At 61.0% G+C, this 23,752-nt stretch carries 16 protein-coding genes; 6 read left to right on the forward strand and 10 right to left on the reverse strand.

Features of this window, described 5'->3' with window-relative positions; translation table 11 throughout:
- Nucleotides 1–86 precede the first annotated feature (86 nt).
- The 7 genes from J3Q04_RS03215 to cbiE form a co-directional block, all read right to left on the reverse strand.
- Complete coding sequence (locus J3Q04_RS03215) at nt 87–1,466, reverse strand: PepSY-associated TM helix domain-containing protein (RefSeq protein ID WP_434608003.1); 1,380 nt, start codon at nt 1,464–1,466, stop codon at nt 87–89.
- Nucleotides 1,467–1,708: 242 nt separating this feature from the next.
- Nucleotides 1,709–2,155, reverse strand: a complete 447-nt coding sequence (locus J3Q04_RS03220) for a DUF2946 domain-containing protein (RefSeq protein WP_434608001.1) — start codon at nt 2,153–2,155, stop codon at nt 1,709–1,711.
- A gap of 12 nt (nt 2,156–2,167) precedes the next feature.
- Nucleotides 2,168–2,647 carry a copper chaperone PCu(A)C gene (locus tag J3Q04_RS03225; protein ID WP_434608000.1) on the reverse strand — a complete coding sequence of 160 codons (480 nt, stop codon included), beginning with the start codon at nt 2,645–2,647 and terminating at the stop codon, nt 2,168–2,170.
- A 45-nt stretch (nt 2,648–2,692) separates the two neighbouring features.
- Nucleotides 2,693–3,091 carry a DUF2946 domain-containing protein gene (locus J3Q04_RS03230; protein WP_434607998.1) on the reverse strand — a complete coding sequence of 133 codons (399 nt, stop codon included), beginning with the start codon at nt 3,089–3,091 and terminating at the stop codon, nt 2,693–2,695.
- Nucleotides 3,092–3,264: 173 nt separating this feature from the next.
- Nucleotides 3,265–3,987 carry a cobalt-precorrin-6A reductase gene (locus tag J3Q04_RS03235; protein ID WP_434611673.1) on the reverse strand — a complete coding sequence of 241 codons (723 nt, stop codon included), beginning with the start codon at nt 3,985–3,987 and terminating at the stop codon, nt 3,265–3,267.
- Between the two features lie 11 nt (nt 3,988–3,998).
- Complete coding sequence (locus J3Q04_RS03240; protein WP_434560883.1) at nt 3,999–5,096, reverse strand: cobalt-precorrin-5B (C(1))-methyltransferase; 1,098 nt, start codon at nt 5,094–5,096, stop codon at nt 3,999–4,001.
- Nucleotides 5,089–6,300: a precorrin-6y C5,15-methyltransferase (decarboxylating) subunit CbiE gene (gene cbiE, locus J3Q04_RS03245; RefSeq protein WP_434607996.1), complete on the reverse strand. Its 1,212-nt coding sequence runs from the start codon at nt 6,298–6,300 to the stop codon at nt 5,089–5,091. The genes J3Q04_RS03240 and cbiE overlap by 8 nt, the downstream gene beginning before the upstream one ends.
- Before the next feature lie 360 nt (nt 6,301–6,660).
- Here cbiE and cobG point away from each other — a divergent pair, with 360 nt between their 5' ends.
- The 5 genes from cobG to J3Q04_RS03270 all read left to right on the forward strand — a co-directional run bounded on the left by cobG (nt 6,661) and on the right by J3Q04_RS03270 (nt 18,438).
- On the forward strand, nt 6,661–7,980 hold the full coding sequence (cobG, locus tag J3Q04_RS03250) for a precorrin-3B synthase (RefSeq protein ID WP_434607993.1): 1,320 nt from the start codon (nt 6,661–6,663) through the stop codon (nt 7,978–7,980).
- A complete protein-coding gene (locus tag J3Q04_RS03255) occupies nt 7,973–8,599 on the forward strand; it encodes a precorrin-8X methylmutase (protein ID WP_434560877.1) in 627 nt (208 codons plus the stop codon). Before cobG ends, J3Q04_RS03255 begins: the two co-directional genes overlap by 8 nt.
- On the forward strand, nt 8,599–9,330 hold the full coding sequence (locus J3Q04_RS03260) for a precorrin-2 C(20)-methyltransferase (RefSeq protein WP_434611672.1): 732 nt from the start codon (nt 8,599–8,601) through the stop codon (nt 9,328–9,330). Before J3Q04_RS03255 ends, J3Q04_RS03260 begins: the two co-directional genes overlap by 1 nt.
- The gene (gene cobJ, locus J3Q04_RS03265; protein ID WP_434607991.1) at nt 9,327–11,027 is read left to right on the forward strand and encodes a precorrin-3B C(17)-methyltransferase; all 1,701 of its coding nucleotides are present in this window, start codon (nt 9,327–9,329) and stop codon (nt 11,025–11,027) included. The genes J3Q04_RS03260 and cobJ overlap by 4 nt, the downstream gene beginning before the upstream one ends.
- A gap of 337 nt (nt 11,028–11,364) precedes the next feature.
- Complete coding sequence (locus J3Q04_RS03270; protein WP_434607988.1) at nt 11,365–18,438, forward strand: TcdA/TcdB pore-forming domain-containing protein; 7,074 nt, start codon at nt 11,365–11,367, stop codon at nt 18,436–18,438.
- Nucleotides 18,439–18,538: 100 nt separating this feature from the next.
- Here J3Q04_RS03270 and J3Q04_RS03275 read toward each other — a convergent pair whose 3' ends face one another.
- Nucleotides 18,539–19,201, reverse strand: coding sequence for a hypothetical protein (locus tag J3Q04_RS03275; protein WP_434607986.1), 663 nt, complete (start codon nt 19,199–19,201; stop codon nt 18,539–18,541).
- Between the two features lie 223 nt (nt 19,202–19,424).
- Here J3Q04_RS03275 and J3Q04_RS03280 point away from each other — a divergent pair, with 223 nt between their 5' ends.
- A complete protein-coding gene (locus J3Q04_RS03280) occupies nt 19,425–20,249 on the forward strand; it encodes a hypothetical protein (protein WP_434607984.1) in 825 nt (274 codons plus the stop codon).
- An 18-nt stretch (nt 20,250–20,267) separates the two neighbouring features.
- On the opposite strand, the gene J3Q04_RS03285 is transcribed toward J3Q04_RS03280, so the two are convergent.
- Both J3Q04_RS03285 and J3Q04_RS03290 read right to left on the reverse strand, forming a co-directional pair.
- Complete coding sequence (locus J3Q04_RS03285) at nt 20,268–20,864, reverse strand: MarC family protein (protein ID WP_230148745.1); 597 nt, start codon at nt 20,862–20,864, stop codon at nt 20,268–20,270.
- Between the two features lie 62 nt (nt 20,865–20,926).
- The gene (locus tag J3Q04_RS03290) at nt 20,927–23,701 is read right to left on the reverse strand and encodes a response regulator (protein WP_434607982.1); all 2,775 of its coding nucleotides are present in this window, start codon (nt 23,699–23,701) and stop codon (nt 20,927–20,929) included.
- Between the last annotated feature and the right edge of the window lie 51 nt (nt 23,702–23,752).

Here is a 23,752-nt window from a genome sequence, read left to right on the forward strand (position 1 = left end):
TCGCTCCTACAGGGGAAGGTATTCATCCTTTGGGAAGCGGGCGCGATTGTAGAGGTTTCGCGCCGCTTTTCGTTAACGCGCGGTCTTCAGCTTGAAGATGAGACGATCTCAGGTTGACGATTCAAGCGTGTGACGAGCCGGTCCAGCAACCACACCACCACCAGCGAAACCCCCACCAGCGGGAACACCACCGCCAGGGCCAGCATGATGAACACCCCGGTCTTCCACGTCGGCAGGTCGTGGCGCAGCGGCGGGACGCCGAACTTGCCCAGGGGCCGGCGCTTCCACCAGATCACCACGCCGCTCACGGCGCTGAGCAGGATCATCAGGCAAACCAGCAGCACAAGGATCTGGTTCAGCGGGCCGAACATCTTGCCTTCGTGCAGCATCACGCCGGTTTCGGTGGCGCGGGCCACGACGCTGTAATGTTCCCAGCGCACATCGGCCAGGACCTTGCCGGTGTATTGGTCCACGTGCAGAGTCGCGTCGTTGCGCGGGTCATCGGCGAACACGGCGATGGTGAACACGCCCGAGGCGGTCGTTGGGAAGGTGATGCTGTAGCCGGGCTCGACCTGGCGTTCGGCGGCGATGTCCTGCACCGCCTGCAGGCTGATGGTTGGCGCGGCGGGGCCTTCGTGCATGCCGCCGTGGGCCATGTGTTCGGCATGGTCGCCGGACATCGGCATCGGCGTGTTCTCCATGGCCCATGGCACGGTCTGGCGGTGAGCGTTGTTGAGGCTGCCGGCTTCGACGTCGGACTTGGGCACGTCATTCCACATCGCCGCCGGGAAGCGGTTCCAGAGGTCCGCGTATTGCTTGCCCCAGAAGCCGGTCCAGGTCATGCCGCTGAGCAACATCACCAGCAGGAACGCGGCGCCCCAGAAGCCGACGACGACGTGCAGGTCACGCCAGAACACCCGCCCGCGCGCGCTCCAGCGCGGCCAGAGGACGCCGGCCGACGACTGCCCGCGCGGCCACCACAGGTACAGGCCGGAAACCACCAGCACCACGCCCCAGCCGGCGGCCATTTCCACCAAGCGGTCACCCACCGTGCCGATCAGCAACTCGCCATGGATCGCCCGGGCCATGGCTTGCAAATTGTTTTTTGCATCCTGCTCGCCGAGTACGTTGCCACGGAAGGGGTCGATGAAGACGTTCAGCTCGTGGCCCTTGTCGATCACCACGAATTGCGCGCTGCGTTCGGCGCTGACCGGTGGCAGGTACTGCTTGACCTGGCCTTCGGGGTAGGCCTGGCGGACCTGCTTGAGCAGATCGTCGGCTGCCAGGGTGTGATGCCCGGCCGGTACGTTCAACAGGTTGCCGTACATCAATGGGTCGAGTTGCGGCTTGAACAGGTAAATGATGCCGGTCAGGGCCAGCATGACCATGAACGGCGCCACGAACAGCCCGGCATAAAAATGCCAGCGCCAGGCCAGGTTGTAGAAGTTCGGTTTCGGTAGGCTCATTGCAAAGCGCTCCGCAGGGCAAATTCGGTTCTTCAAATGGGGGCTGAACGATGCAATCGATGTGGGAGCGAGCCTGCTCGCGAAAGCGGACCAGCCAACAATGATGTGAATGACACATCACTTTCGCGAGCAGGCTCGCTCCCACAGTTTTTTATGTTTGCTTCGGCCAAGCTGTCAGGCGCTCATACCCGCATGCAGGACAGCCTTGGGCTGTCCCGCATGCGGGTGAGCAAGCGTCAGGCTTACGCGTCGAGGGGCGGTGCGCGGGTGCGGGCGCCAGGGAAGAGCGCCGGTCGGGCATGGCCCAGGCGCGGGAAAGGGCTCGTGTAGGTGCGGGTAAACGGTGTGGCGAAGACGGTGAACGTGTGGCCGCCAGGCAACGCGGGGCAGTTGAACAGCAGGCTGCAATAACCGCATTTCTCCCACAGCGCATGATGGTCGCTCTGGGGCGGGCAATCGTCATCTGCTGGCGCTTCGTGTGCCGACATGTCCATGCCCATCTCCATGTCCATGTCCATGCCTATGGATACAGGCGTGGACATGGACATGCGCTGATCCATCGGCATCGACTGGGAAACCAGCGGGCCGATAAAAATCATCAGCATGGCGAACAGGCTGATCCAGCTACCGCGGGTCAGGCTCAATGGCTGACGGCGGTGCATGGAAAGGCTGGTGCGACGAAGTTGCATGGGCGGCTATGTCTATTGGGCGTGCATGTGCGTTTGGGTGCCGTCGGGGGCTTTTTTCTGCACCGTGACGTTCACCGTGACATCCCCGGCCTTTTCGAAATGCAAGGTCATGGGGAAACGTTTGCCGTCGCTGAGCAGGCTACGGTCCTTCAGGTCCAGCAGCATTACGTGGTACGCCATCGGTGCGAAGGTCACCGTTGCGCCTGGAGCGATAACTATGCCGTCCACCGGTTGCATTTTCATCAAGTCGTTTTGCATCACATGTTCATGGAGCTCGGCCTTGCCGGCGATGGGTGAGTCGACACTGAGCAGTTTATCCTCGGACCTGCCGCCGTTGTGGATAATGAAGTAGCCGGCGACGGTCGGCGCATTGGGCGGCAATTCCTGGGACCACGGGTGGGCGATCTCAAGCTCCCCGGCCTTGTACTGGTGAGCTTGGGCGAAGCCAACGGGAAGCAGCAGGGCGACCAGCAGGATGAGTCTGTTCAACATGGCAATTCTCCGGAACGATTCAGGGCGCAGGTGGGTGCGGAAGAATCAGGCCAGAGGCGAGGCGCGGGGATTTAGACTGGGCCATTGTTGGCGTGGCGTGGGGCTGTCGAGCTTCGAATGGACGACATTGCGATGGGCCAGTTGCGCATCCAGATACAACTGCGGGGCGTGCCCGGCAATCGCCACCAACGGCGCCGGGCCTGAGCAGCACCAGCAATGCTGCATGGTCGAGTGAGGATCCTGTCGCGGCGTTCCCTGTTCGAACTTACCCAGGGAAATCGCCACCAGTTTTGTTCCGCCGGAAGAGCAGAAACTGCCCCAGAGCAATTGTTCGGTTGGCGTGTCGGCGGTCGTACCGCTGCCATTGGAAAGCGGCATGGCGAGCATGTTGAACAGCACTGCGAAGCAGGCGATCCAGGCAAATGCAAGCCGTTGTCGGGACATGGGGCAATCCGCTCGGTTGGGCGATCAGGTGGCCGGTATTTAGCCTGATCGGGAGGCAGAAGTAAAAAAGCCACGTGCGGTGTAGGGTCGCAGGGCTTGTGAGTAACAGTAGCAAAATATTTTCAGATGAGTGGTGCTGACAGGACAGGCTTGTAGGACTGTGCAGGTTTCTGTCAGGCCAACTGCCGCAGCCCCTGCAACACCTCATCCGCCGTCCCAAACTCCCGATCCACCTCCGGCAACATTGGCCGCTTCAGTACCAATACCGGCACTCCTCGCTGCCGCGCCACGTCCAGCTTCGGTTCAGTCGCGGTGCTGCCGCTGTTCTTGCTCACCAGCACATCGATCCGCCGCCGTTCGAACAGCTCACGCTCGCCCTCGATATGAAACGGCCCCCGGGCTCCGATCACTTCGCAGCGCTCATTGCCGGGGTAAACGTCCAACGCCCTCAAGGTCCAGAATTGCTCTGGCGGGATTTCATGCATGTGTTGCAGCGGCTCTCGGCCAAGGGTGAACAGAGGCCGGTGGAAGGGGCGCAGGGCTTGGATCAGTTCGGCCCAGTCGGCGACTTCGCGCCAGTCATCGCCGGCCCGGGGCTGCCAGGCCGGACGGCGCAGGGCCCAGCAGGGGATGGCACAGGCGTGGGCCGCATGGGCGGCGTTGTGGCTGATTTGGGCGGCGTAGGGGTGAGTTGCATCCAACAGCAGCTCGATGCCCTCGGCGCGGATGAATTGCGCCAATCCTGCGGCGCCGCCATAGCCGCCGACGCGCACCTGGCAGGTCAGGTCGGTGGGGATGCGGCCGATGCCGGCCAAGCTGTAGATGTGCTGGGGGCCAAGCGTGCGGGCGATGGCCAGGGCTTCGGTGACGCCACCGAGGAGCAGGATGCGTTTCATTTCAAGGCTCTTCATGACAAGGCTCCGGCGTGGCCGACAATCCCACCCTGGCGGTCGATGGCGAAGACTTCGACCTGGACCTGGGCCGGCACCACGCTGCGGGCGAAGGCCAGCGCGTGCTCGCACACCGCATCGCCGAGGGCGATGCCGGCGGCGCTGGCCATTGCCAGGGCTTGCTGGCTGGTATTGGCTTGCCGGATGCCCTGTTGCAAAACCTCATCGGCGCCGAGGGCGGCGGCCCATTCGGCCAGTTGTGGCAGGTCGATGCTCGAATGGCGGCTGTGCAGGTCCATGTGGCCGGCGGCAAGTTTGCTGATCTTGCCAAAGCCGCCGCAGAGGCTGAGTTTTTCCACGGGTACCTTGCGCACATGCTTGAGCACGGCGCCGACGAAATCGCCCATTTCGATCAGGGCGATTTCCGGCAGATTATAGACCCGGCGCATGGTGTCTTCGCTGGCGTTGCCGGTGCAGGCGGCGATGTGCAGGTAGCCGTTGGTTTTCGCCACATCGATGCCCTGGTGGATCGAGGCGATGTAGGCCGCGCAGGAAAAGGGCCGGACGATGCCGCTGGTGCCAAGGATCGACAGGCCGCCGAGAATGCCCAGTCGCGGGTTCATGGTTTTCAGCGCCAAGGCTTCGCCACCCTCGACATTGACCGTGACTTCGAAGCCACCGGCGTAGCCGCTTTCCTCGGCCAGCCGGCCCAGGTGATCGTTGATCATCTGGCGTGGCACCGGGTTGATTGCCGGCTCACCGACGCCCAGCACCAGCCCCGGTCGCGTCACCGTGCCCACGCCGCGACCGGCGACGAAGCGCACGCCGGGTTCGGCTACCAAGCGCACTTGGGAAAACAGCAGGGCGCCGTGGGTTACGTCCGGGTCATCGCCAGCGTCCTTGATCGTCCCGGCCTCGGCGCCTTGCTCGGTCAATCGGCAGAACTCCAGGCGCATCTGCACCTGCTTGCCCTTGGGCAAGACGATTTCCACGGCGTCGGCCTCGGTGCCGCGCAACAACAAGCGGGCCGCCGCCAGGCTGGTGGCGGTGGCGCAACTGCCGGTGGTCAGGCCGCTACGCAGGGGGGCGGGTTGTTCGGCGGTTTCGTCACGCATCGAGGGGCTTCGTCAGGTCCAGCAAGGTAATCGGCAGCGCCTGGCGCCAGGTGTCGAACTCACCCAACGGCTGCGCCTGGGCAATGTGGATGCGGGTCAGCTCACCGCCATGGCGTTCGCGCCAGCCCATGAGGGTCATTTCGCTCTGCAGGGTCACGGCGTTGGCGACGAGCCGCCCGCCGGGCTTGAGGTGGGCCCAGCAGGTGTCGAGTACGCCTTCGCGGGTGACGCCGCCGCCGATGAATACCGCGTCCGGCCGCTCCAGGTTTTCCAACGCTTGCGGGGCGCTGCCGCGAATCAATTGCAGGCCCGGCACGCCGAGTGTGTCGCGGTTGCGTTCGATCAAGCCTTGGCGGCCCTCGTCGACTTCGATGGCCAGGGCCCGGCAACTGGGGTGGGTGCGCATCCATTCGATGCCGATGGAGCCGCTCCCGGCACCGACATCCCACAGCAATTCACCAGGCGTGGGGGCGAGGCGGGCGAGGGTGATGGCGCGCACGTCGCGCTTGGTCAATTGGCCGTCATGTTCGAACGCGGTGTCCGGCAGACCGGCCAGGCGTGACAGGCGCTGTGTCGATGGTTCGGCCCGGCATTCGATGGCGATCAGGTTCAGGTCGGCGACGGTTTCATCGGACCATTGCGCGGCGCAACCGTCGATCCGGCGTTCTGCCGCACCGCCGAGATGCTCCAGCACAGTCATGGCGCTCGGGCCGAAGCCGCGCTCGCGCAGCAACGTCGCCACCGCGCCGGGGCTGTGGCGATCATTGCTCAGCAGCAACAGCCTCACGCCTGTGGATAAATACCCATTGAGCACCGCCAGGGGGCGCGCCACCAGCGACAGCGGGACCACGTCCTGCAGCGGCCAGCCCATGCGCGCCGCCGCCAGCGAACAAGAGGACGGCGCGGGGATGACCAGCATCTGATCACCCGGCACTTGTTTCGCCAGGCTGGCGCCCACGCCATAGAACATCGGATCGCCGCTGGCCAGCACGCACACTGCTTCGCCCTTTCGAGCCAGCAGCGGCTCCAGGGAGAACGGGCTGGGCCATAGCTCCCTTTCGCCGCGAATACACAGTGGCAACAGTTCCAACTGGCGAGCGCTGCCCAGAATCCGCGGCGCCCGCAGCAATGCATGGCGAGCCGTTCGGCCCAGGCCCTTGAAGCCATCTTCACCGATGCCCACTACAGTCAGCCAGGGGGTCATCTCTGTTCCTCGAATAAATGGGGTTGTTCGGCGCACTGGTTGCGTCCGCGAACCGGGCCGCCATCATACCGCGCCCTGGCGGATCAGGCGTGGACCATCCCTCGTGGGAGCGAGCCTGCTCGCGATGCCGGCGTCACATTCAACACTCATTTTTTCAGGCACACCGCTATCGCGAGCAAGCTCGCTCCCAAGTGTTCGCCTTTACTGAACAGCATTGCTCCCACAGTGGGATGTGTGATGGATGCAGGATTTGTGTATGCACGATCGGCAATCCGACCAGCAAGCTTTTCATGACCCCAGGCAAAGCAGGCATAATGGCGGCCTTTCGCCGATGCGGCGCTCCTACTTGCCGGTTATAACTTGAACGAACGTCCGTCCCGCCACGTCATACGCCCCTCGGGTTGCCCCGGGTTGCTGCGTGTCGTCCAGGCGCTGGACGGTGGGATCTGTCGGATCAAGCTCGATGGCGGTTCGATCCAGGCGGACCAGGCCGAGGCCGTGGCATTGGTGGCCGAGCGGTTCGCCGGCGGTGTGATCGAGGCGACCAACCGAGCCAACCTGCAAGTTCGTGGGATCGGCCCCGAGCGCGACGCGCTGATCGAGTCTTTGCTGGCTGCTGGGCTTGGCCCTCGCAATCCGGCCGGCGATGACGTGCGCAATCTCATGCTCAGCCCCTCGGCCGGCATCGATCGGCGGATGCTCATCGACACTCGCCCATTGGCCGAACAGATCCTCACTACGTTGCAAACCCACGAACGTTTCCATGAACTGTCGGCCAAGTTCGCCGTGCAACTGGACGGTGCAGAAGCACTGGCGATGCTGGAACATCACCACGACCTGTGGTTGTCGGCGTTGGTACGCGATGGTGAGCCCTGGCTGGCCTTCGGCTTCGCTGGCGTCCCGCTGGACGAGCCGGCGGGACGGGTACCCCTGGCCGAAGGGCACGCCTTGGTGGTGGCGGTACTTGAGCTGTTCCTCGACCTGGCCCGCCCCGACCAGAACCGCATGCGTGAGTTGCTGGCTGAACTCTCCGCGGATGAATTCGTCACGCTTTTGGCCCGCCGGGTACCGCTGCAACCCTGCCCGGATTGGCGGCGGGTTGCTTCGACTGATGGCTTGCACATCGGTATTCATCCCCAGCATGACGAGGGCGTTTTCGTTGGCGCCGCGGTTCCCCTGGGCCGGCTCGATGCCGCCATGCTGCGCGGCGCGGCGCGGCTGGCGCGGGAGAAGGGCGACGGCAGCCTTCGTTTCACCCCTTGGCAAAGCCTGTTGCTGCCTAACGTTCGCGCCGATAACGCCGCCGGTGTACTGGCGCGGCTCCAGGCGCTGGGCCTGTTGGTTTCGGTCGATCAGCCCCTGGCGCAGCTCATCGCGTGCACCGGGTCCAGTGGCTGCGCCAAGGCCATGGCCGACACCAAGGCCGACGCTCACCAATTGGCGGAGCGGCTGCACCGCCGTGGCCAGGCGCTGAGCATTCATTTGTCCGGTTGCCCGCGTTCCTGCGCGGCGGCCCATATCGCGCCCGTCACCTTGTTGGCGGTCGCCCCCGGTCGTTATGACCTGTATTTTCGCGATGCGACGCTGCCGGGTTTCGGCGCGTTGCAGGCGCACAATCTGACTATCGAAGCGCTCGACCACTGGCTCGACGCTCATCCCCGGAGCCCCCTTGATGCTTGATTACATCCGCGACGGTCAGGAGATCTATCGCAACTCCTTCGCGATCATCCGCGCCGAGGCCAACCTGGCGCGCATACCGGCCGATCTGGAAAAACTCGCGGTGCGGGTGATCCACGCTTGCGGCATGGTCGAGGCGGTCGATGGCCTGCAGTTTTCCGAGGGCGCGGGCACGGCCGGTCGCCAGGCGCTGGCGGCCGGCGCGCCGATCCTGTGCGACGCGCGGATGGTTTCCGAGGGCGTGACGCGGGCTCGCCTGCCGGCCAACAATCCGGTGATCTGCACCTTGCGTGACGAGCGCGTGCCGGCGTTGGCCCTGGACCTGGGCAACACCCGCTCGGCGGCGGCCCTTGAGCTGTGGCGCCCACACCTGGAAGGCAGCGTCGTGGTCATCGGCAATGCTCCAACGGCACTCTTCTACCTGCTGGAAATGCTCGACGCCGGGGCGCCAAAACCGGCCCTGATCCTCGGTTTTCCGGTGGGGTTTGTCGGCGCCGCCGAATCCAAGGCGGCGCTGGCGGCCAACAGCCGGGGCGTGCCGTTCGTGATCATGCAAGGGCGGCTCGGCGGCAGCGCCATGGCCGCCGCCGCCGTCAACGCCCTCGCCACGGAGGTGGAATGATGCAGCAGCCAGGACGCCTGATCGGCCTCGGCGTAGGGCCCGGTGACCCCGAACTGATCACAGTCAAAGCCTTGCGCCTGCTGCGCGAATCGCCCGTGGTGGCGTACTTCGTCGCGAAGGGCAAGAAGGGCAACGCTTTCGGCATCATCGAGGCGCATTTGCAGGTCGCGCAAACGTTGCTGCCGCTGGTCTATCCAGTCACCACCGAGGTGCTGCCAGCGCCGCTGTCCTATGAAGAGGTGATCGCCGATTTCTACGACACCGCCGCCGAACAGTTGGCCGTACACCTGGACGCCGGTCGCGACGTGGCGGTCATCTGCGAGGGCGACCCGTTCTTCTACGGCTCCTACATGTATCTGCACGATCGGCTGGCCGAGCGTTATGTCGCCCAAGTCATCCCGGGCGTGTGCTCGATGCTCGGTGGTGCCTCGGTGCTCGGCGCGCCGCTGGTCTATCGCAACCAGAGCTTGTCGGTGCTTTCGGGGGTATTGCCCCACGGGGAACTCAAGCGCCGGCTGGCCGACGCCGACGCGGCGGTCATCATGAAGCTGGGACGCAACTTCCCCAAGGTTCGACAGGTGTTGCAGGAGCTGGGTCTGGATGGGCGGGCGTTGTATGTGGAGCGAGCTACCATGGCCAACCAGAAAATCGTCCCGCTGGATGAAGTCGAGCCGATGTCCTCGCCGTATTTCTCGCTGATCATCGTCCCTGGCGAACGGTGGCAGGGATGACGGCAAAAGCTCCTGCCATTGTCATTCTCGGCACCGGCAGCCTGGCAACGGCCCGGCGAATCCAGCAACGTTATCCCGAGGCTTTGATCCATGGGCTGGCGGGCCGGGTCGAGGGCAGCGATCGGCCATACGCCGAGTTTGGCGCAACGTTGCGCCAGCTCTATCAGGAGGATTCGCCGATCATCGCGCTATGCGCGGCTGGCATTGTCATCCGCACGCTGGCGCCGCTGTTGCTGGAGAAGGGCGTCGAGCCGCCGGTGCTCGCCGTGGCCGAGGATGGCAGCGCCGTGGTGCCGTTACTGGGCGGCCTGGGGGGCGTGAACGTCATGGCCCGCGAGATTGCCGGGGCGCTCCAAGTCGCGCCGGCCATCACCACCAGCGGCGAATTGCGTTTCGGCACATGCCTGCTTAATCCGCCAGGCGGCTACAGCCTTGGCGACCTGGAGCAAGGCAAGCGCTTCGTGTCCGACCTGTTGGCCGGTGAGCCGGTGCGGATCGAGGGCTCGGCGCCGTGGCTGGACCAGGCGCAGTTGCCACAGGATGCACAGGCGCGGCTGGCGATTCGTGTCGACAGTGCCGCGGGCGTGCCGGCGGCGGATGAGTTGCGCATCTATCCGCGCAACGTCGTGGTCGCGGTGAGCGCCGGCGCGTCAGACGATTCCACCGCCATTGTCCAAGCGCTGGCCCAGGCGGGGCTTGCAGTGCAGTCACTGGCCTGCCTGTTGGCGGCGGACAGCGACATGGCGCGCCCGCAATTGCAGCAAGCCGCTTCGGCCTTGGGCGTACCGCTGCGATTCGCCGCGCCCGACGGCAGCGTCGCGCAGTGGCTTGCCGGTGCCTTGGGGCAGCCGGTATCGATTCAGACCACGGGCAATATCGCCATTGCCGTGGCCGCACAACCCGTCGATCCGCAACGGATCGGACGCGCGCGCGGACGTCTGGCGGTGATCGGTCTTGGCCCTGGCGCGGCCGAGCTGATGGTGCCGGCCGTGCGCGCCGAACTTGACCGCGCCACCGACGTGCTGGGGTATGAAACCTATGTGCGCATGGCCGGCCCTTTCCGTGCCGACCAGATGCAGCATTGCACCGACAATCGTGAAGAGATGCAGCGCGCCCGGCACGCCTTTGAACTGGCTGCCCAGGGGCGATCGGTGGTGGTGGTGTCTTCGGGTGACCCTGGCGTATTCGCCATGGCGGCGGCGGTGCTCGAAGCGTTGCATGAATCCAGTGACCCGGGCTGGCATAACGTCGACTTGCAAATCCTGCCGGGCGTGTCGGCCTCCCTGGCCACCGCCGCCCAGGCCGGCGCGCCGCTGGGGCACGATTTCTGCGTGATGTCGCTGTCGGACAACCTCAAGCCCTGGTCGATTATCGAGAAACGCCTGGCCCTGGCGGCCGAAGCCGACCTGGCCCTGGCGTTCTACAATCCGATTTCCCGTGCTCGCCCATGGCAGCTGGGGCGGGCGCTTGAGATCGTGGCTGAACACCGCGCACCGGATACTCCGGTGGTCTTGGGGCGCGACATAGGCCGTCCCGGCCAGACATTGCGTGTTACGACACTGGGGCAGTTGACCCCGGAGCAGGTCGATATGCGCACGATGGTGCTCGTGGGTTCTTCCACGACCTGTGTCTTCCCTCGTGCCGAGGGTGGAAACTGGGTCTACACCCCACGGTGGTACGGCGATAAACCGCTCTGAATACATCTGGCGGCCCGTTCGGGTCGCTGTCTTTAAGTTACCCTCCTTTTTTTGAGTCTCGACCGATTCGTTGAGGCGAGTTAGTTCAGGTTAGTTGTCAGGTCTTGTTTGACGGTGTTCGGCTGCCTCGCGGTCAAGTGTAACTTTTTAATGGTTTTATCTTGAATGATGATTGACGGAGCGACTGGTTGAGGTTCGCCCGGGTGACGGTTATGTTTGTGCCGTCAAATGTGAACTGTTCTATTGTCTTTTAAAAGTATGCGCGAGTGCAGGGAAGTGCTCGTTTAAAACAATGCCTGCCCCGTCGGGCTGCTATATCAAATGGAATTGCCGTTTTATGAAACGATTCAAGGATTCGCCCGTGAGGGATTACGCCACTTTCGACAATTTGGTGGCGCGCGATGCGCTAGAGCGGATATTGTTGCCTTATTCAGGTACCGAAGGATATGACGCAGCGCTTAGATACTATGACAGCTGTGTCAAAACCCGAGATACGTCTGAAATGCTGACGCCTTTGGCGTTGCTGAAAAGAACCTTGGAGTCGCTTCAGGGGCAAAGCAGGCGTAGGCGTGCGTCAGAATCGTCTTCGGACCCGGCCAGCGAGGATAGGGGCCTGAGGCGTAGTCATCGCAGGGTAGAAAGTTACGAAACGCGCCTGTCCAACCGTATTGAGTTAATGAAACAACCTGTCAGCGAAGTGCCACGAAAACTGCATTTTGTTTGGCTTGGCGGAGGCTTGGGCGATATTCAGCTGGATTACCTTCGCCTGTGGAAACAGGTAATGCCCAAAGATTTCACCGTGAATGTCTGGCATGACCCGGATGGGCTATTGGTACACGAAACTACGCGAATTATCGTTGAGGCGGCGAAGGCTGATACATGGGGTGGCGAAGAGCAGGTCGCGACCTCGGGTCATGAACTGGCGGATCGCTATGAAGTGCGAGTAACGGCCCTAAAGCGCCAGATGTCCAGGCACATCGATCGGGCAGTTCAGCAGGGTAAAAATGCAGATGAGGCGCGCATCGATTTATTGGTTCGCGGATATGAATGCGATGAAAGTGTTCTGCGCGCACTGAAGAATAAGAACGCTAAAGTCATGCACGGTTTGAGCGACGAAGGCGTGCAACTGCGCAGTGTCCGTGAGCTTCAGGCTTTCCCTCGTCTGGGGGATTTTTATCATCGTGAAATGTCCTTGCGCGGCAACCTCGCGGCAGCCTCGGACATTGTGCGGATGCTGGTGGTGCATGACGAAGGTGGTATCTACAGCGATGTGGACTTCTTGCCACCCTTTGTCCAGAGCATGGCGGGCATTGATGTCAGCCGTCTCAAGCGTGCCGAACGACTGGGTGTGTTGCAGTTACTGCTGAACAAGAATCCCGGTTGGATGCCGGGTCGCCAGGCGCTGGTCGATCGATACACGGACTACACCGCTGACATCCCTGAAGAGCATCGCGGGGCGTTGGAACAATTTGCAGAAACTGCCCCGTCGTTGAAGGAGGTGTTTGCGCCGTTTACGGATGGCCGTGCGCGTGCCGACAGTTTGCGCCTGGCCCAGATCGACGATGGGGAATCCAATGCCTTGATTGTCAGCCATCCGGGGTCGGCTGCGGTCAATGCCATTATCGAGCGCTTCGAGATTCATCATCAGGCATTGCTCGCCGTTGAGCGCGAAGCCGGAAAAGATAATATCAATTTCCATGAGGCCGACCGCATCTCGAATCTTGCGGAGGGAGTTCTCAAGGTTGAATTCGATATCGTCGACGAAAAGACCGGCATTGAAGATCGCCGTGCCATGAGGCTTCGCGTGGCAATAATGGACTATTTCAGTGACGGTTTACGTCCCCAGGCCGAGGGATCGATATTCCTGACGGGGCCGGGCGCCGTGCGGGCGGGCCTGATGGAATATGGGAGCAGGTTCCTCACGCCACAGGGGGCTGAAGCGCTGCGCAAATCCGTTCGGTTGAACACGGGCTTCAACAACATGACGGAGGAAGAGCAGGACCATTCATGGAAGGAAAATGCCGCAGACATGGACGCCTGGTTCGCGGCCGAAAAAGCTCGCTGGACCGAGGGCCGAATGCAAGCCCGCTACACCGCGAACCTGGCGGAACTGCTCAAGCCGTACAGTATCGAGTTCGAGGAAGGCTGGCCGGTGATCGAGGGGCGCCATGTACTCTCCACCGACGTGCTACAGCCACTCGCCGATGAGTTGGGCGAGCCCTTCATTGCCGCGATGAGTCAGGCTCACACCGGTGAGGTGGTATTCGATAAGGTCATTCCCCTGGGGTTCGATGACCGCCAGGCCATTCGCGTCCAAGGCATTGGAACGTTCAGCCCTGCGGCACCGATCGATCCGCGGTTGCAGCCGTTATCGATCGCCAGACTCTTGGAAGATCTCGCCGACGGTCACCTTGAAGTCCTCCAGTTGAGGCCCCTGCAACGTCTGCTGATCGGCGCGTTGGTCGGTTTGAAGACGCTGGATAACGGCGGTTTTGACGTGGCTCGCTCGCAGTTGGACAACCTGATCAACGATTTCAAGAAGTCGGGAACGCTCAGCCGCTACGCGACGATCGAGCGCACGTTATACCTGCATCAGGCGCCGGCGTTCCTGGCAGGGGTTGCCAGTGCCGCGGACGCTTCGCCCGGGCATGCGCAAAGCGCATTGGACCTGAAGAAAAGCGCCCTTGAACAGCCCTTGACGTTACGCCAGTGGGGCCAGCAGGTAACCCGCATCCAGCAGGCAGCAATGCGTGAGTACCGGGGGCAGGTAGTCAGGCAGCTGAACAACGTGCTCTTTGCCGTTGACCCGGACGCCTTCAGGTCTGTACCCCAGGACCTTTTGCTCCAAGGCCCGGGCGAACGCGTAGCTGGACGCTGCTACCCATTGTCCTTGCTCATGGCGGCAGCTTTCAGGCAGGGTCCGGGCGCGGTTAGTACGCTGTGCAACCGGTTCGACCTGGCGGTCATGGGCCATGACAAGGATGATTCGGCTGTTTTCCTGAACAGCCTGGAGTCATTGCGCGACATGCGAATGGGCGACGTGGGGAGGGCGCTGGGGCGCTCTGGCCTGGACGAAGTCCTGGGCTTTTTGCAGGGCGAGACGGCCAGTACGCTGATGCTCAATTCAGATAACCACGCCATGCTCATCGCCAGAACCCTGGAAGGCGGACACACGACCTATCACTTCTACGATCCGAATTTCGGTGTGTTCAGCTATCAGGACGCGACGGGTTTCACGCTGGCGCTGAAAGAGTTTTTTATCACGCAAGGAATGGCCGCCCAGTACGGTGCATATGGCGAAGAGAATCGTCCTTCGTTCGACTTGTTCGAACTGGACGGTAACCGAGTGGCGAAGGAGGTGTTACCCAATACGGTACGGGTTTCGCAGTTGTTGCTACCCGACGCTTTACGAGGCCAGTCGCAACGCTCTGTCAGGACGCGGATCGCCAGCGCCCGGGGACAATCGCTGCAGGACAATCCGCGACTTGGCAGTTGCTTGCTGGCCTTGGATGGCCATTGGTGGGCGCAACAGATCGCTGAAGCGACCGCTCATCTTCAGCAGACGAATGACGAGGCCTCAAGCCTTGTTCCGTTGTTCGACACCGTGGAGAAAAATCCGGACGGGATGTACGAGATATCCCTGGTCGATCCGGTCAATCCAGAGCATTCAATACGGATCGAGACGAATGAGCCTCGCCTCCTGAGAATAAAGAATCACCTCTTCGAACGTTTTTCGACCTTGGCCAACCATCCCGCCGTTTTGGACGATCCGACCGCGGTAGGCAGTGTCCACACGCTGAACGCCGGCTTTGCCATACAGGCGATGATGAACGCGCTGAGAGGGCGGGAAGGGGCTGGTGCTGCGCCGGCCCTGGCGGTGCGATTGCATGCCTATGTCAATTACGCGCAAATGGCCCATGGCACTGTGGCCGACGTCGCCGGGCTGGTCGGCCTGGCCCGCAAAGCCCTGGATGAAGAGAAGCTGATCGCCCGCACCGTCGCACCGGTGGTCAAGGCCTCCGTGGGCGCCACTATGAGCGAAGCGACGGGGGGATTGCTGCAACTGGCGAATGTCGGGTTCGACATCTACCAATTAGCGACCGCGCATAACGATGTTGAACGCGCGCATTTCGGTACCCAACTGGCTTTCGATTCGGGCGGCCTTGCATTGTCGGCGGGTGCCCTGATGGCGGGCGCCACGACCGGGGCGTTCCTCGGCAGCGCTTCCGTGTTGCTGGCGGGGCTGGGCGTTGGAGTCGCCGCACTGGCCCAGGGGTTTGCCAACATTGCCGAGGAAGCCAAGCAGGTCGGGTTGTTTTTCGATGAGGTGGCAAAAGCCCACTTGAACGCCTATCGGCTCGACGCGGCTCATGGCGCCTGGAAGCCACGCCCGTCGCTGATCATCGACGCCGTGAATCTGGCCGATGGAACCCTGAACCTGGGCAGTCCCAAGCTGTATCCCTTGTACGATCATTTTGGCGTGCCATCGTTTTCGACCGACCGCGGCCAGCCGATCGATATCCGCGGGGAACTGGACTTGCCGTCTCGAGTCAGCTTCACGCCGCCCGCCGGCCAAGCCATCGTCTTGCCGTGCATTCCGCAGACCTGTTACCGCTACGAATACAAGGCTCTGCCCTTTGCGAACTGGCGCCATGACACCGGTTTCGACACGGCGCGACGCCTGGAGAAAAGAAAGGCGAACGGCGAATGGCTGTTCCTTTTTTCCTTCTATTCGTTTCCCAGTGAGTACATCCTCCATCGTCTTTTCGAGCCGGACTATAGTTCAACCACGATCGATGTAGTGCTGGATGATACCGATCGTTCGCTGGTGATCCCCGAGCTTCCGCCGATCTGGCACACATTGATCACTTATCGCATCCAGGGCGCCGGCAAGCGGTGTGCGGTGCTGATCAACCCCGGTGTGAAGCTGGCTCTCGGTACAACGCAACCAGGTCATTCGAGCTGGATACTGGACGCTCCCTGGGCCGAGGAAAGCGATATCAAGTTTCCATCCACGGAAAGCCTGTCCATTGGTGACGTTGAGGTGACATTCACTGCAACTGGACGTCATGAGGTTTTGTTGCGGACCGCCCAAGGAAAAGTGTTCCAGGTAGACCGAGGCTCTCGCCAGCTCAATGTTGTCCTGGAGGTGGTGCCGGAGTGCCAGGGCCAGCAGGCACTGCAGGAACATTTCAAGGCCTTGAACCAGCAGCACCGGCTGACGGCCCAGTACACGCCGGTTCGCCAATACCTGATTCCGTTCGAAGACCCGAACCCCCCGCGACACGTTACGGCTTGGTACGACTCGAAAGAGGACCGTTTCCTCTACATCCGCGATGAAATCATAGGTGACGAACCGACATCGCTTGGGGCGGTGGTAAATGGTTATGCCTGGTTCTATGACACGATGGATGTGAGGATCTGGCAAGTCGACGCTAAGACAGGGCTGTTGAGCCGACACTATTGGTTGTGGGGTTCAATAAGCGTAAAGGCGGTGATCAAGAGTGTCGAGGCTGACGCACAGGGGATCATCCATATCGTGCAGCAGATTACCCGCAAGGATGGCAGCATCGATGTTCTGGCTTATGTCATCCAGGATGAGAGACTGCTGCTGACTTCGATCACACGAGGTTTGGACTCCAATCTGGAAGGACTTCTGGGGAGCAGCGAAACCCTTCGCGACTGGTCGCAAGTGCTTGCGGATGGTTTTGAATATTCGTCGTCGTTCGGAGGGATGCACACCTTCGAAACTGTCACCTGGCAACCGGCTCCCTTTGTATCGATCTGCTGGAAGCTGGACGATGCAGACAGGGATATGGCCTGGGTGCGCTGGAGCGATAACCTGATCATTCGTCCCGTGCCGCCACCCAAGCATCACCGCGGCTGGCGTGACACGATCAAGGACGGGACCGAGCTGACCCTGTTGAGCCTGGCAGACGAAATCGATGCGTTCATGATTTTCGACCGCAAATACCGGACGGTGTGTCGTCGCCAGCGCACCCTTGTCGATGGCAAGGCAGTTTGGTCCGATAAATGGCGGCAGAGGGGGAGCGTCGAGGATTTCGTCGCCACGGACAACGGATACGCGGCCATGAGGTCCGACGGCTTGTTCTTCAACCTGACCCGCCAGGGAGACCTTCGGTTTGGGGGCATAAACGAATATTGGTTCAAGGCGCCGCCGCAGAAACAAGAGCATTGGTGGCCTGCCCTGGAGTCAATTGCCCGCGAGCAAAATACAGATCGTTTCGACCTTCTGGGGCTGGTGGCTCCCGACGGCAAGACGAGGTTGTACGCCTGGTACGTCGACAACAGGCTGCTGCTGGCTAAACCGGAGCACGCGACCGTCCTTCGTCTTTTGAACGTCACCCCGGATGGCGAGGCGGCCTGGTTGTTCGATATGTCCAATGGCGAGGTCCTTCGCCAGGCCCTGGTCGATCATGAACAGGTGGAGCGCGCGTTCGGTCAAGGTTCGCAGTTGCTCCAGGCTGACGTGTTGGCTCCTGCGACACGTGAGTGGGCGCCCTGGAAGTTCGTCAACCTGACGGTAGACGGACCGGGATTGCGTGGTGTCACCGAGGAGGGCCTGGTGATCATGCTGCGAGATCCTGGACACGCTTTGCTCACCGGAGTCACCCGTGAGTGGGTGGTCACCCAGGGCGGGCGAGAGCAAAAAGCGCTTGAGCGATTGGCGAGGTCCATCTCCCATAGCGCCCTGTTGACGGTGGAAGTGCCTGATGGCCTGGCGTGGTTCGTCGCCGATACCGGGCGCATGATCCGAATACCCAGGGTTGCCTTCGCGCAAGGATTCGAGGTGCTTGGAACCCAGCACCAGACCAACGTGTTACTTCGCGAAAACAAGGATGGGAAACTGCTGACATACCCCCGCGAAGGGGATGCGGGACCGCTCAGCTATGTTCAGCGTGAGGGCGAGGTGCTGGTTGTCCAGAGCGCCGAAACGAAGGTTGATGATCTGCCCGCGCTGCTTCCAGACGATGTGACAACGTTGGTCCTGCGCATGGGCGAAGGTGCGGTGACTTACCGACTTCCACCGTCCATCTGGTGGCAAGTCCAGTCGGTCATCCTTGACTGCCGGCCTTCGTTGCCCGACAAGGCAACCGTTCCCGGCACGTTGATCTGGGACCTCAAGGAGCCTGAGCAACTACAGTTGAGCATTGTCGATGAACACCTGGTGATTTTTGATCCGAACAGCGGACGCAGTGTGATTTGTCGTGAGGTGTTTGCCACCGATGTCAGCTTGCGTGGCAATGTGCGGTTCAGTTTCGACGGGGCTCGTTACTATGCCGTTTCGACATGGGTGACGCAGGTGGGCGCTTTGTCGGGTAGCCAGAGCATCACGCTAAAGGAGTTGCTGGAAACATCGGCGGCGAGGGAAGTCGATTTGGCGGGTTGATCCCTGGCTAAATCGAGCGGTAAGAAAAAGGGCTGCGGATGTGATCCACTAGCAGCCCTTTTTAATGGGCGCTCAACGGATAGCACCCCTTCGAGTTCCGTTACTGGCCGCTTATGCGGCGGTTGCTTCGTAGGGCAAATCGCCTCATGAGTTGCTCGTCAAGTTTCTTCCGGATTAATTCCCTTCGTGTGTCCAGCCTGCTTCTGTCAAGTCTCAAGTACGCTTTGCGTTGGATCACTCGGGCGGTGCGGTTCTCCCAATTCCAGAACAAAAAACTGCTTCTTTTTACATTAACGCTCAGTTCGAGCTTAAACAGAGCGACATGCAGGTTGCCTTGTGAGTCGTATCGAGCCGGGACAATTTGAAACGATTCGCCCTGGAGCGTTTCCGTATCGAACGATAACAGGGCCGGATTGTTGGCCTTGAAGGTGTCCAATGTATCGATCATTGCATTCGCTTGCCGTGAATCACGCATCGCGTCGGCGCTTCGTACCAGGAACTCCGCCACGGAACCGGATAAAAGATGTTGTGTGCTTTCGAAGACAGACCCGTCATAAAGCCCCCAGCCGAGAAAATTCAGTGTGTTGACATATTCGCCAAACCAATCGCGGGGGTTGGCGTGACGGAGATAGCCGAGGTCGGCCGATAGGGTGGCTATATTGGTGCAGTCTGCAATGTCGTCGTGGTCTTGTAGGGAAAGTGCCCCGATATATGAGAACAGATTCGGGCCCGTTACGAGTCCGGTTAATAGTTTGTCGGCCATGACAAAAATTTCCTTCATTAGAGAGGGTGGGTTAGTTGAAGGGCTACTATCGCAGAGTGTTTATAAAGGTAGGAATGATAGTTGTCGTCTAAATATGTTTTTGGCGGTGGTAGGGGTGGTGCGACATATATCGTATTTGCTTTTTGATTGTGAGTTTGGTTGTGCGTGGTTTAGATTGTTTTTTGTCCGCAGGAGCGGTCAGTCATTAAAAAAGGAAAGTAGTATGGAAAAGTTTGATAGTGTCGTTAGCGTTGCGCAAAGTTTGGAGTTGGTGAGTGCTCGCATCAATAGGCGGAAGGCGTTGGTTGATACCGGGCGGCGTACGCGCAGGTCCGTTATGCAGACAGTGCAGGATAATCCCAACAAGGAAATGGATGCCTTGATGCTCGGGGATGCACTTTTGGGTTATGGCAATAATATGTCGCTCAATAACATGGCGATCATGGAGAACCTGATCACCATGTCAATCATGGAGGCCAACTATGAGGTGCCTGGCGGCAAGAATACTCATGGCTGGTATGAGGCTTTCATTCGATGCTTGCAGGATCTTGGCTGCTTTGTGGCCGATGACGGCTACTCGCGCTATTCCGAAAATTCGCTACAGGTGGATATGGACAATGTCATCAGCGACATCGTCAAAGGAGTTATCGATGGCGTGAAAGCCAGCCTACCGGCGGCAACGGTACTTGGTGCGGTGGTCAGTACGACAATTGATGGTTTGAAGCAGGACAAGGAGACCATTGACCTATTCAATACCCAAGTCAAGTCCGCCGATGGTGCGCGCCTGTCTGTCCTTCCTTGTGAGCAGTTACCCAACGGTATTCTCATCGCATCCTCCAGTTCGATAAAACAGACCGGCTCCTCAAGTAACGGTGGCGTTCTTTTCGTGAACTGGCGTGCGTCGGCACGGGATATCTTCCGGGGCAAATCGTTCGTGACCTTCAACCCGGAACGTTACGAGGCACTCAGGAACGATATTGAAGGGTATTTGGGCAAGCATCGCAGGGAAGTTCTGAGTAAACGCTTCAGCCGCCGCAAGAGCAGCTAATTCCTCTCTCGGCCAAGGTCACGGCACCAGATAGCCTCTCACCCCGGTGAAAATGATCTGGGCCGCCAGCGCACAGACAAACAACCCCATCAGCCGGCTGACAATCTGCAAGCCCTGGTCGCCGAGGATTCGCTCGATGCGGCTGGACAGGTAGAGCACCACGCCGACGGTGAAGCTGGCCAGGGCGATGCTGATGATCGCCATGAGCTTGTCGTCCCAGTGCGGCTGGCTTACGCCCATCACCAGCAGGGCGCCGATGGTGCCGGGGCCGACGGTCAACGGAATGGTCAGCGGGACGATGGTCACGTCCTGCTGAACATTATCGGTTTGTACCGCCGACTTGCCCTGGGCCATGCCCAAGGCCGAAATGAACAAGACGCTGCCGGCGCCGATACGGAACGCATCCACCGTGATGCCGAACACGCTGAAGATCACCCTGCCAAACAAATACAGCAACACGCTGGAAACCAGCGTTGCGGTCGCGACTTTCCAGGCCAGGCGACGCTGTTCCTTGCGGGAATAGCCGCGTGTCAGGCTGATAAAACACGACAGCACGAAAAAGGGGCTGTAGAGCACCAACATTTTCAGGTAAACGCTGAACAGCACATGGAGCATGGTCAAGGCTCGTGACAGAGGAAGACGACGGGAGTCTATCAGGCGATTTGGCGCCTGTCGGCTCAGGACGTATGCGCTGTATTGTTTTGCTGATCGCGCTGGGCCACCCAGTGTTCGATCAGCTCACGCAACTGCGACAGTTCCACCGGCTTGGCCATGTGCCCGTCCATGCCCGCCTGGCGAGCGCGCTCCTTGTGTTCGGCGAGGATATGCGCGGTGAGCGCCACCACTGGCGTGCGGGTGCGCTGGTTTCCGACTTCCCAGGCGCGTAGCTGTTGGGTGGCGGAGAACCCATCGAGAATGGGCATCTCACAGTCCATCAGGACCAGGTCGTAGCGTTGCTCTTTCATCGCCTTGAGCGCTTCTTCGCCGTTGCTGGCGGTGTCGGGTTGCAGATTGAGCTTGCCGAGCATGCCGCGAATGACCTTGGTGGAGATGGTGTTGTCTTCTGCCACCAGGATGCGGAAATCGCTGGGGACCTTCACTGGGAGTGGCAGGCCGGCGTTGACCGGGACATTTGGCGCCTGGCCTTTATTACGCTGGTTCAGTTCGTCCGCCAGGGTGGTCTTGAGCGTGTAACCTGCCACGGGTTTGGCGAGGATGCGCTTGACGCCGCTGTTGCGCGCCACGATCTTGCTCGGCGCGTTGCTGATGCCGGTCAGCATGATCAGCAGGATATCGTGGTTGAGGCTTGGGTCTTCCTTGATCTTGGCGGCCAGTTGCATGCCGGTCATGCCAGGCATGTTCTGGTCCAGCAGCACCACGTCGAAGTAGTCGCGCAGGTGCGCCTTGGTGCGCAGCAGCGCGAGGGCTTCCTTGCCCGACGGTACGGCGCTGACGTTCAGGCCCCAAGCGCTGCATTGCTGCACGAGCACCTTGCGGCAGGTGTCGTTGTCATCGACCACCAAGACCCGCGCGCCCTGTAGCGGGCCATCGAGGTCGGCGGTCGGATGTTCCAGGCGGTCTGGGTCCAGCGGCAAGGTCAGCCACAAGGTGCTGCCTTGGCTGCTGCCACTCTTGATGCCGAATTCGCCATTCATCAGCATGATCAACTGGCGAGCGATGACCAGCCCCAGGTTGCCGCCCAGGCGCGTGGCCGATAGGACGTTCTTGCTGTGCAGCTCGGCATGCATCAACGTTTCGCGTTCTTCGGCATCCATGGGCGAGCCGCTGTCCTGTACCGCGATTCGCAGGCGCGGTTGACTGCTGCGCTCGTCGAGGGCGACAACGATCAGGACCTCGCCTTCATCGGTTTTCTTCAAGGCATTTTCCAGCAGGCTCAACAGCGCCTGACGCAGCCGCGTCGGATCGCCGCTGATGACCCGAGGCACTTGGGGCTGGATGAAGCTGATCAGCTCGACATTCTGCTGTTCGGCCTTGGCGCGGAAGATGCTCAGGCAGTCCTCGATCAGTGCATTGAGATCGAACTGCACGTCATCCAGCTCGATTTGCCCGGATTCGAGACGGGAAATGTCGAGAATCTCGTTGATCAGGGTAAGCAGTTCATTGCCGGCGCTGTGGATCGTCTGCACGTAGTCGCGCTGTTTGACGGAGAGCGGCGTGCCCAGCAACAGCTCGGTCATGCCCAGCACGCCATTCATCGGTGTGCGGATCTCGTGGCTGATCTTGGCCAGGAACTCGGCCTTGGCGTTGATCTCGGCATTGCTCGCCGCCAGGTCGCGGCTCAGGCTGAAACGGTTTTCATTGATCGATCGCTGGCGTTCGCCCAACGCGACGCTCATCAGCAGGCCGCTGACGCAGATAATGACCAGCAAGGTGACGATCAGCCCTTGGGGCGCGACTTCGGTCAGCCCTTGCAGGGCTGGAAGAATGATCAGCGTACCCAGGTTGAACACCACCATGGCGGCGACGAAAAGCCGCGCCGGGCGGTAGCCCTTCTGCCAGTGCCAGGCGCTGACGAACAGCATGCTCAGGCCGGCCAGGGCCACCAGCGCATAAGTCATGATATTGAGGGGCAGCGTGTTGACGAATAACAGCAACAGGCTGCAGAGCATAATGAAGACAATTTCGCCCAGCAGCAGCCGGTCCAATGGATGCGGTCCCAGTGGGGCGAAATAACGATAGGCGAACATCAAGCCGCAGGGCGCGGTCAGCAACAAGGCCAGATAGGCACCCGGCGTCTGGATCGCCGGCCAGTCAGGCAGCCAGGCCCCAGCGAGGTTCAGCAGCAGTACCAGGCTGAGCATCAGCAGCCCTTCGCAGGCGGCCAGCCACAGGCAACTGCGCGACCGGGTATAAGCGTAGCGGGTGAGGTTGTGCAGGATCAGCATGGCGATACAGCCGAACAACAGCCCATAGACCAGCGTCTGGTTCTGGTTGGCCGCCGCCAGGACCGCCGGCTGCAACGTGACATAGGGGCGCAGTTCGTAGCGCGATGCCAGTCTCAGGTAGACGTCCAGCGATTTATCGCTGCGCGGCAAGGGCAGCATGAAATCGCTGCTGGGCACCGTAGGTTCGGTATGCGGCATGGCGTTGCCGGTGACTTGTTGGCTGACCAGAGTGTCGCCATCCAGCACATAAAGATTCAGGCGCGACAGATCGGGCGCGAAGACCCGCAGGATCTGTTCATGCCTGTCGGGGGAAAGCCGGAAGCGCAGCCACAGGGCTCCCCCCGGCTCGGCTGCCTTGAGGTGATCCAGGTCAATGGGGCTGAACTGGTTGGTATAGCGGGCAGAGCGGATGTCGCTCAGCTTCAGGTCGCCCTGTTCGTCGAGCAATACCGCCCAGCCGCTGCCGGGCGCAGCCTGTGCCGGGAACACGCAGAGCAGCGTCAGCAGGGTAACGGTCAAGCTTATGGCAATCCTGAGCCAGCGCACGGCGAAATCCCTTCGTAGGTTGATGCCAGATGATAACTATGCGCGGCGCCC

The organism is Pseudomonas sp. D4-21 (genome assembly GCF_051132125.1).
GTDB lineage: Bacteria > Pseudomonadota > Gammaproteobacteria > Pseudomonadales > Pseudomonadaceae > Aquipseudomonas.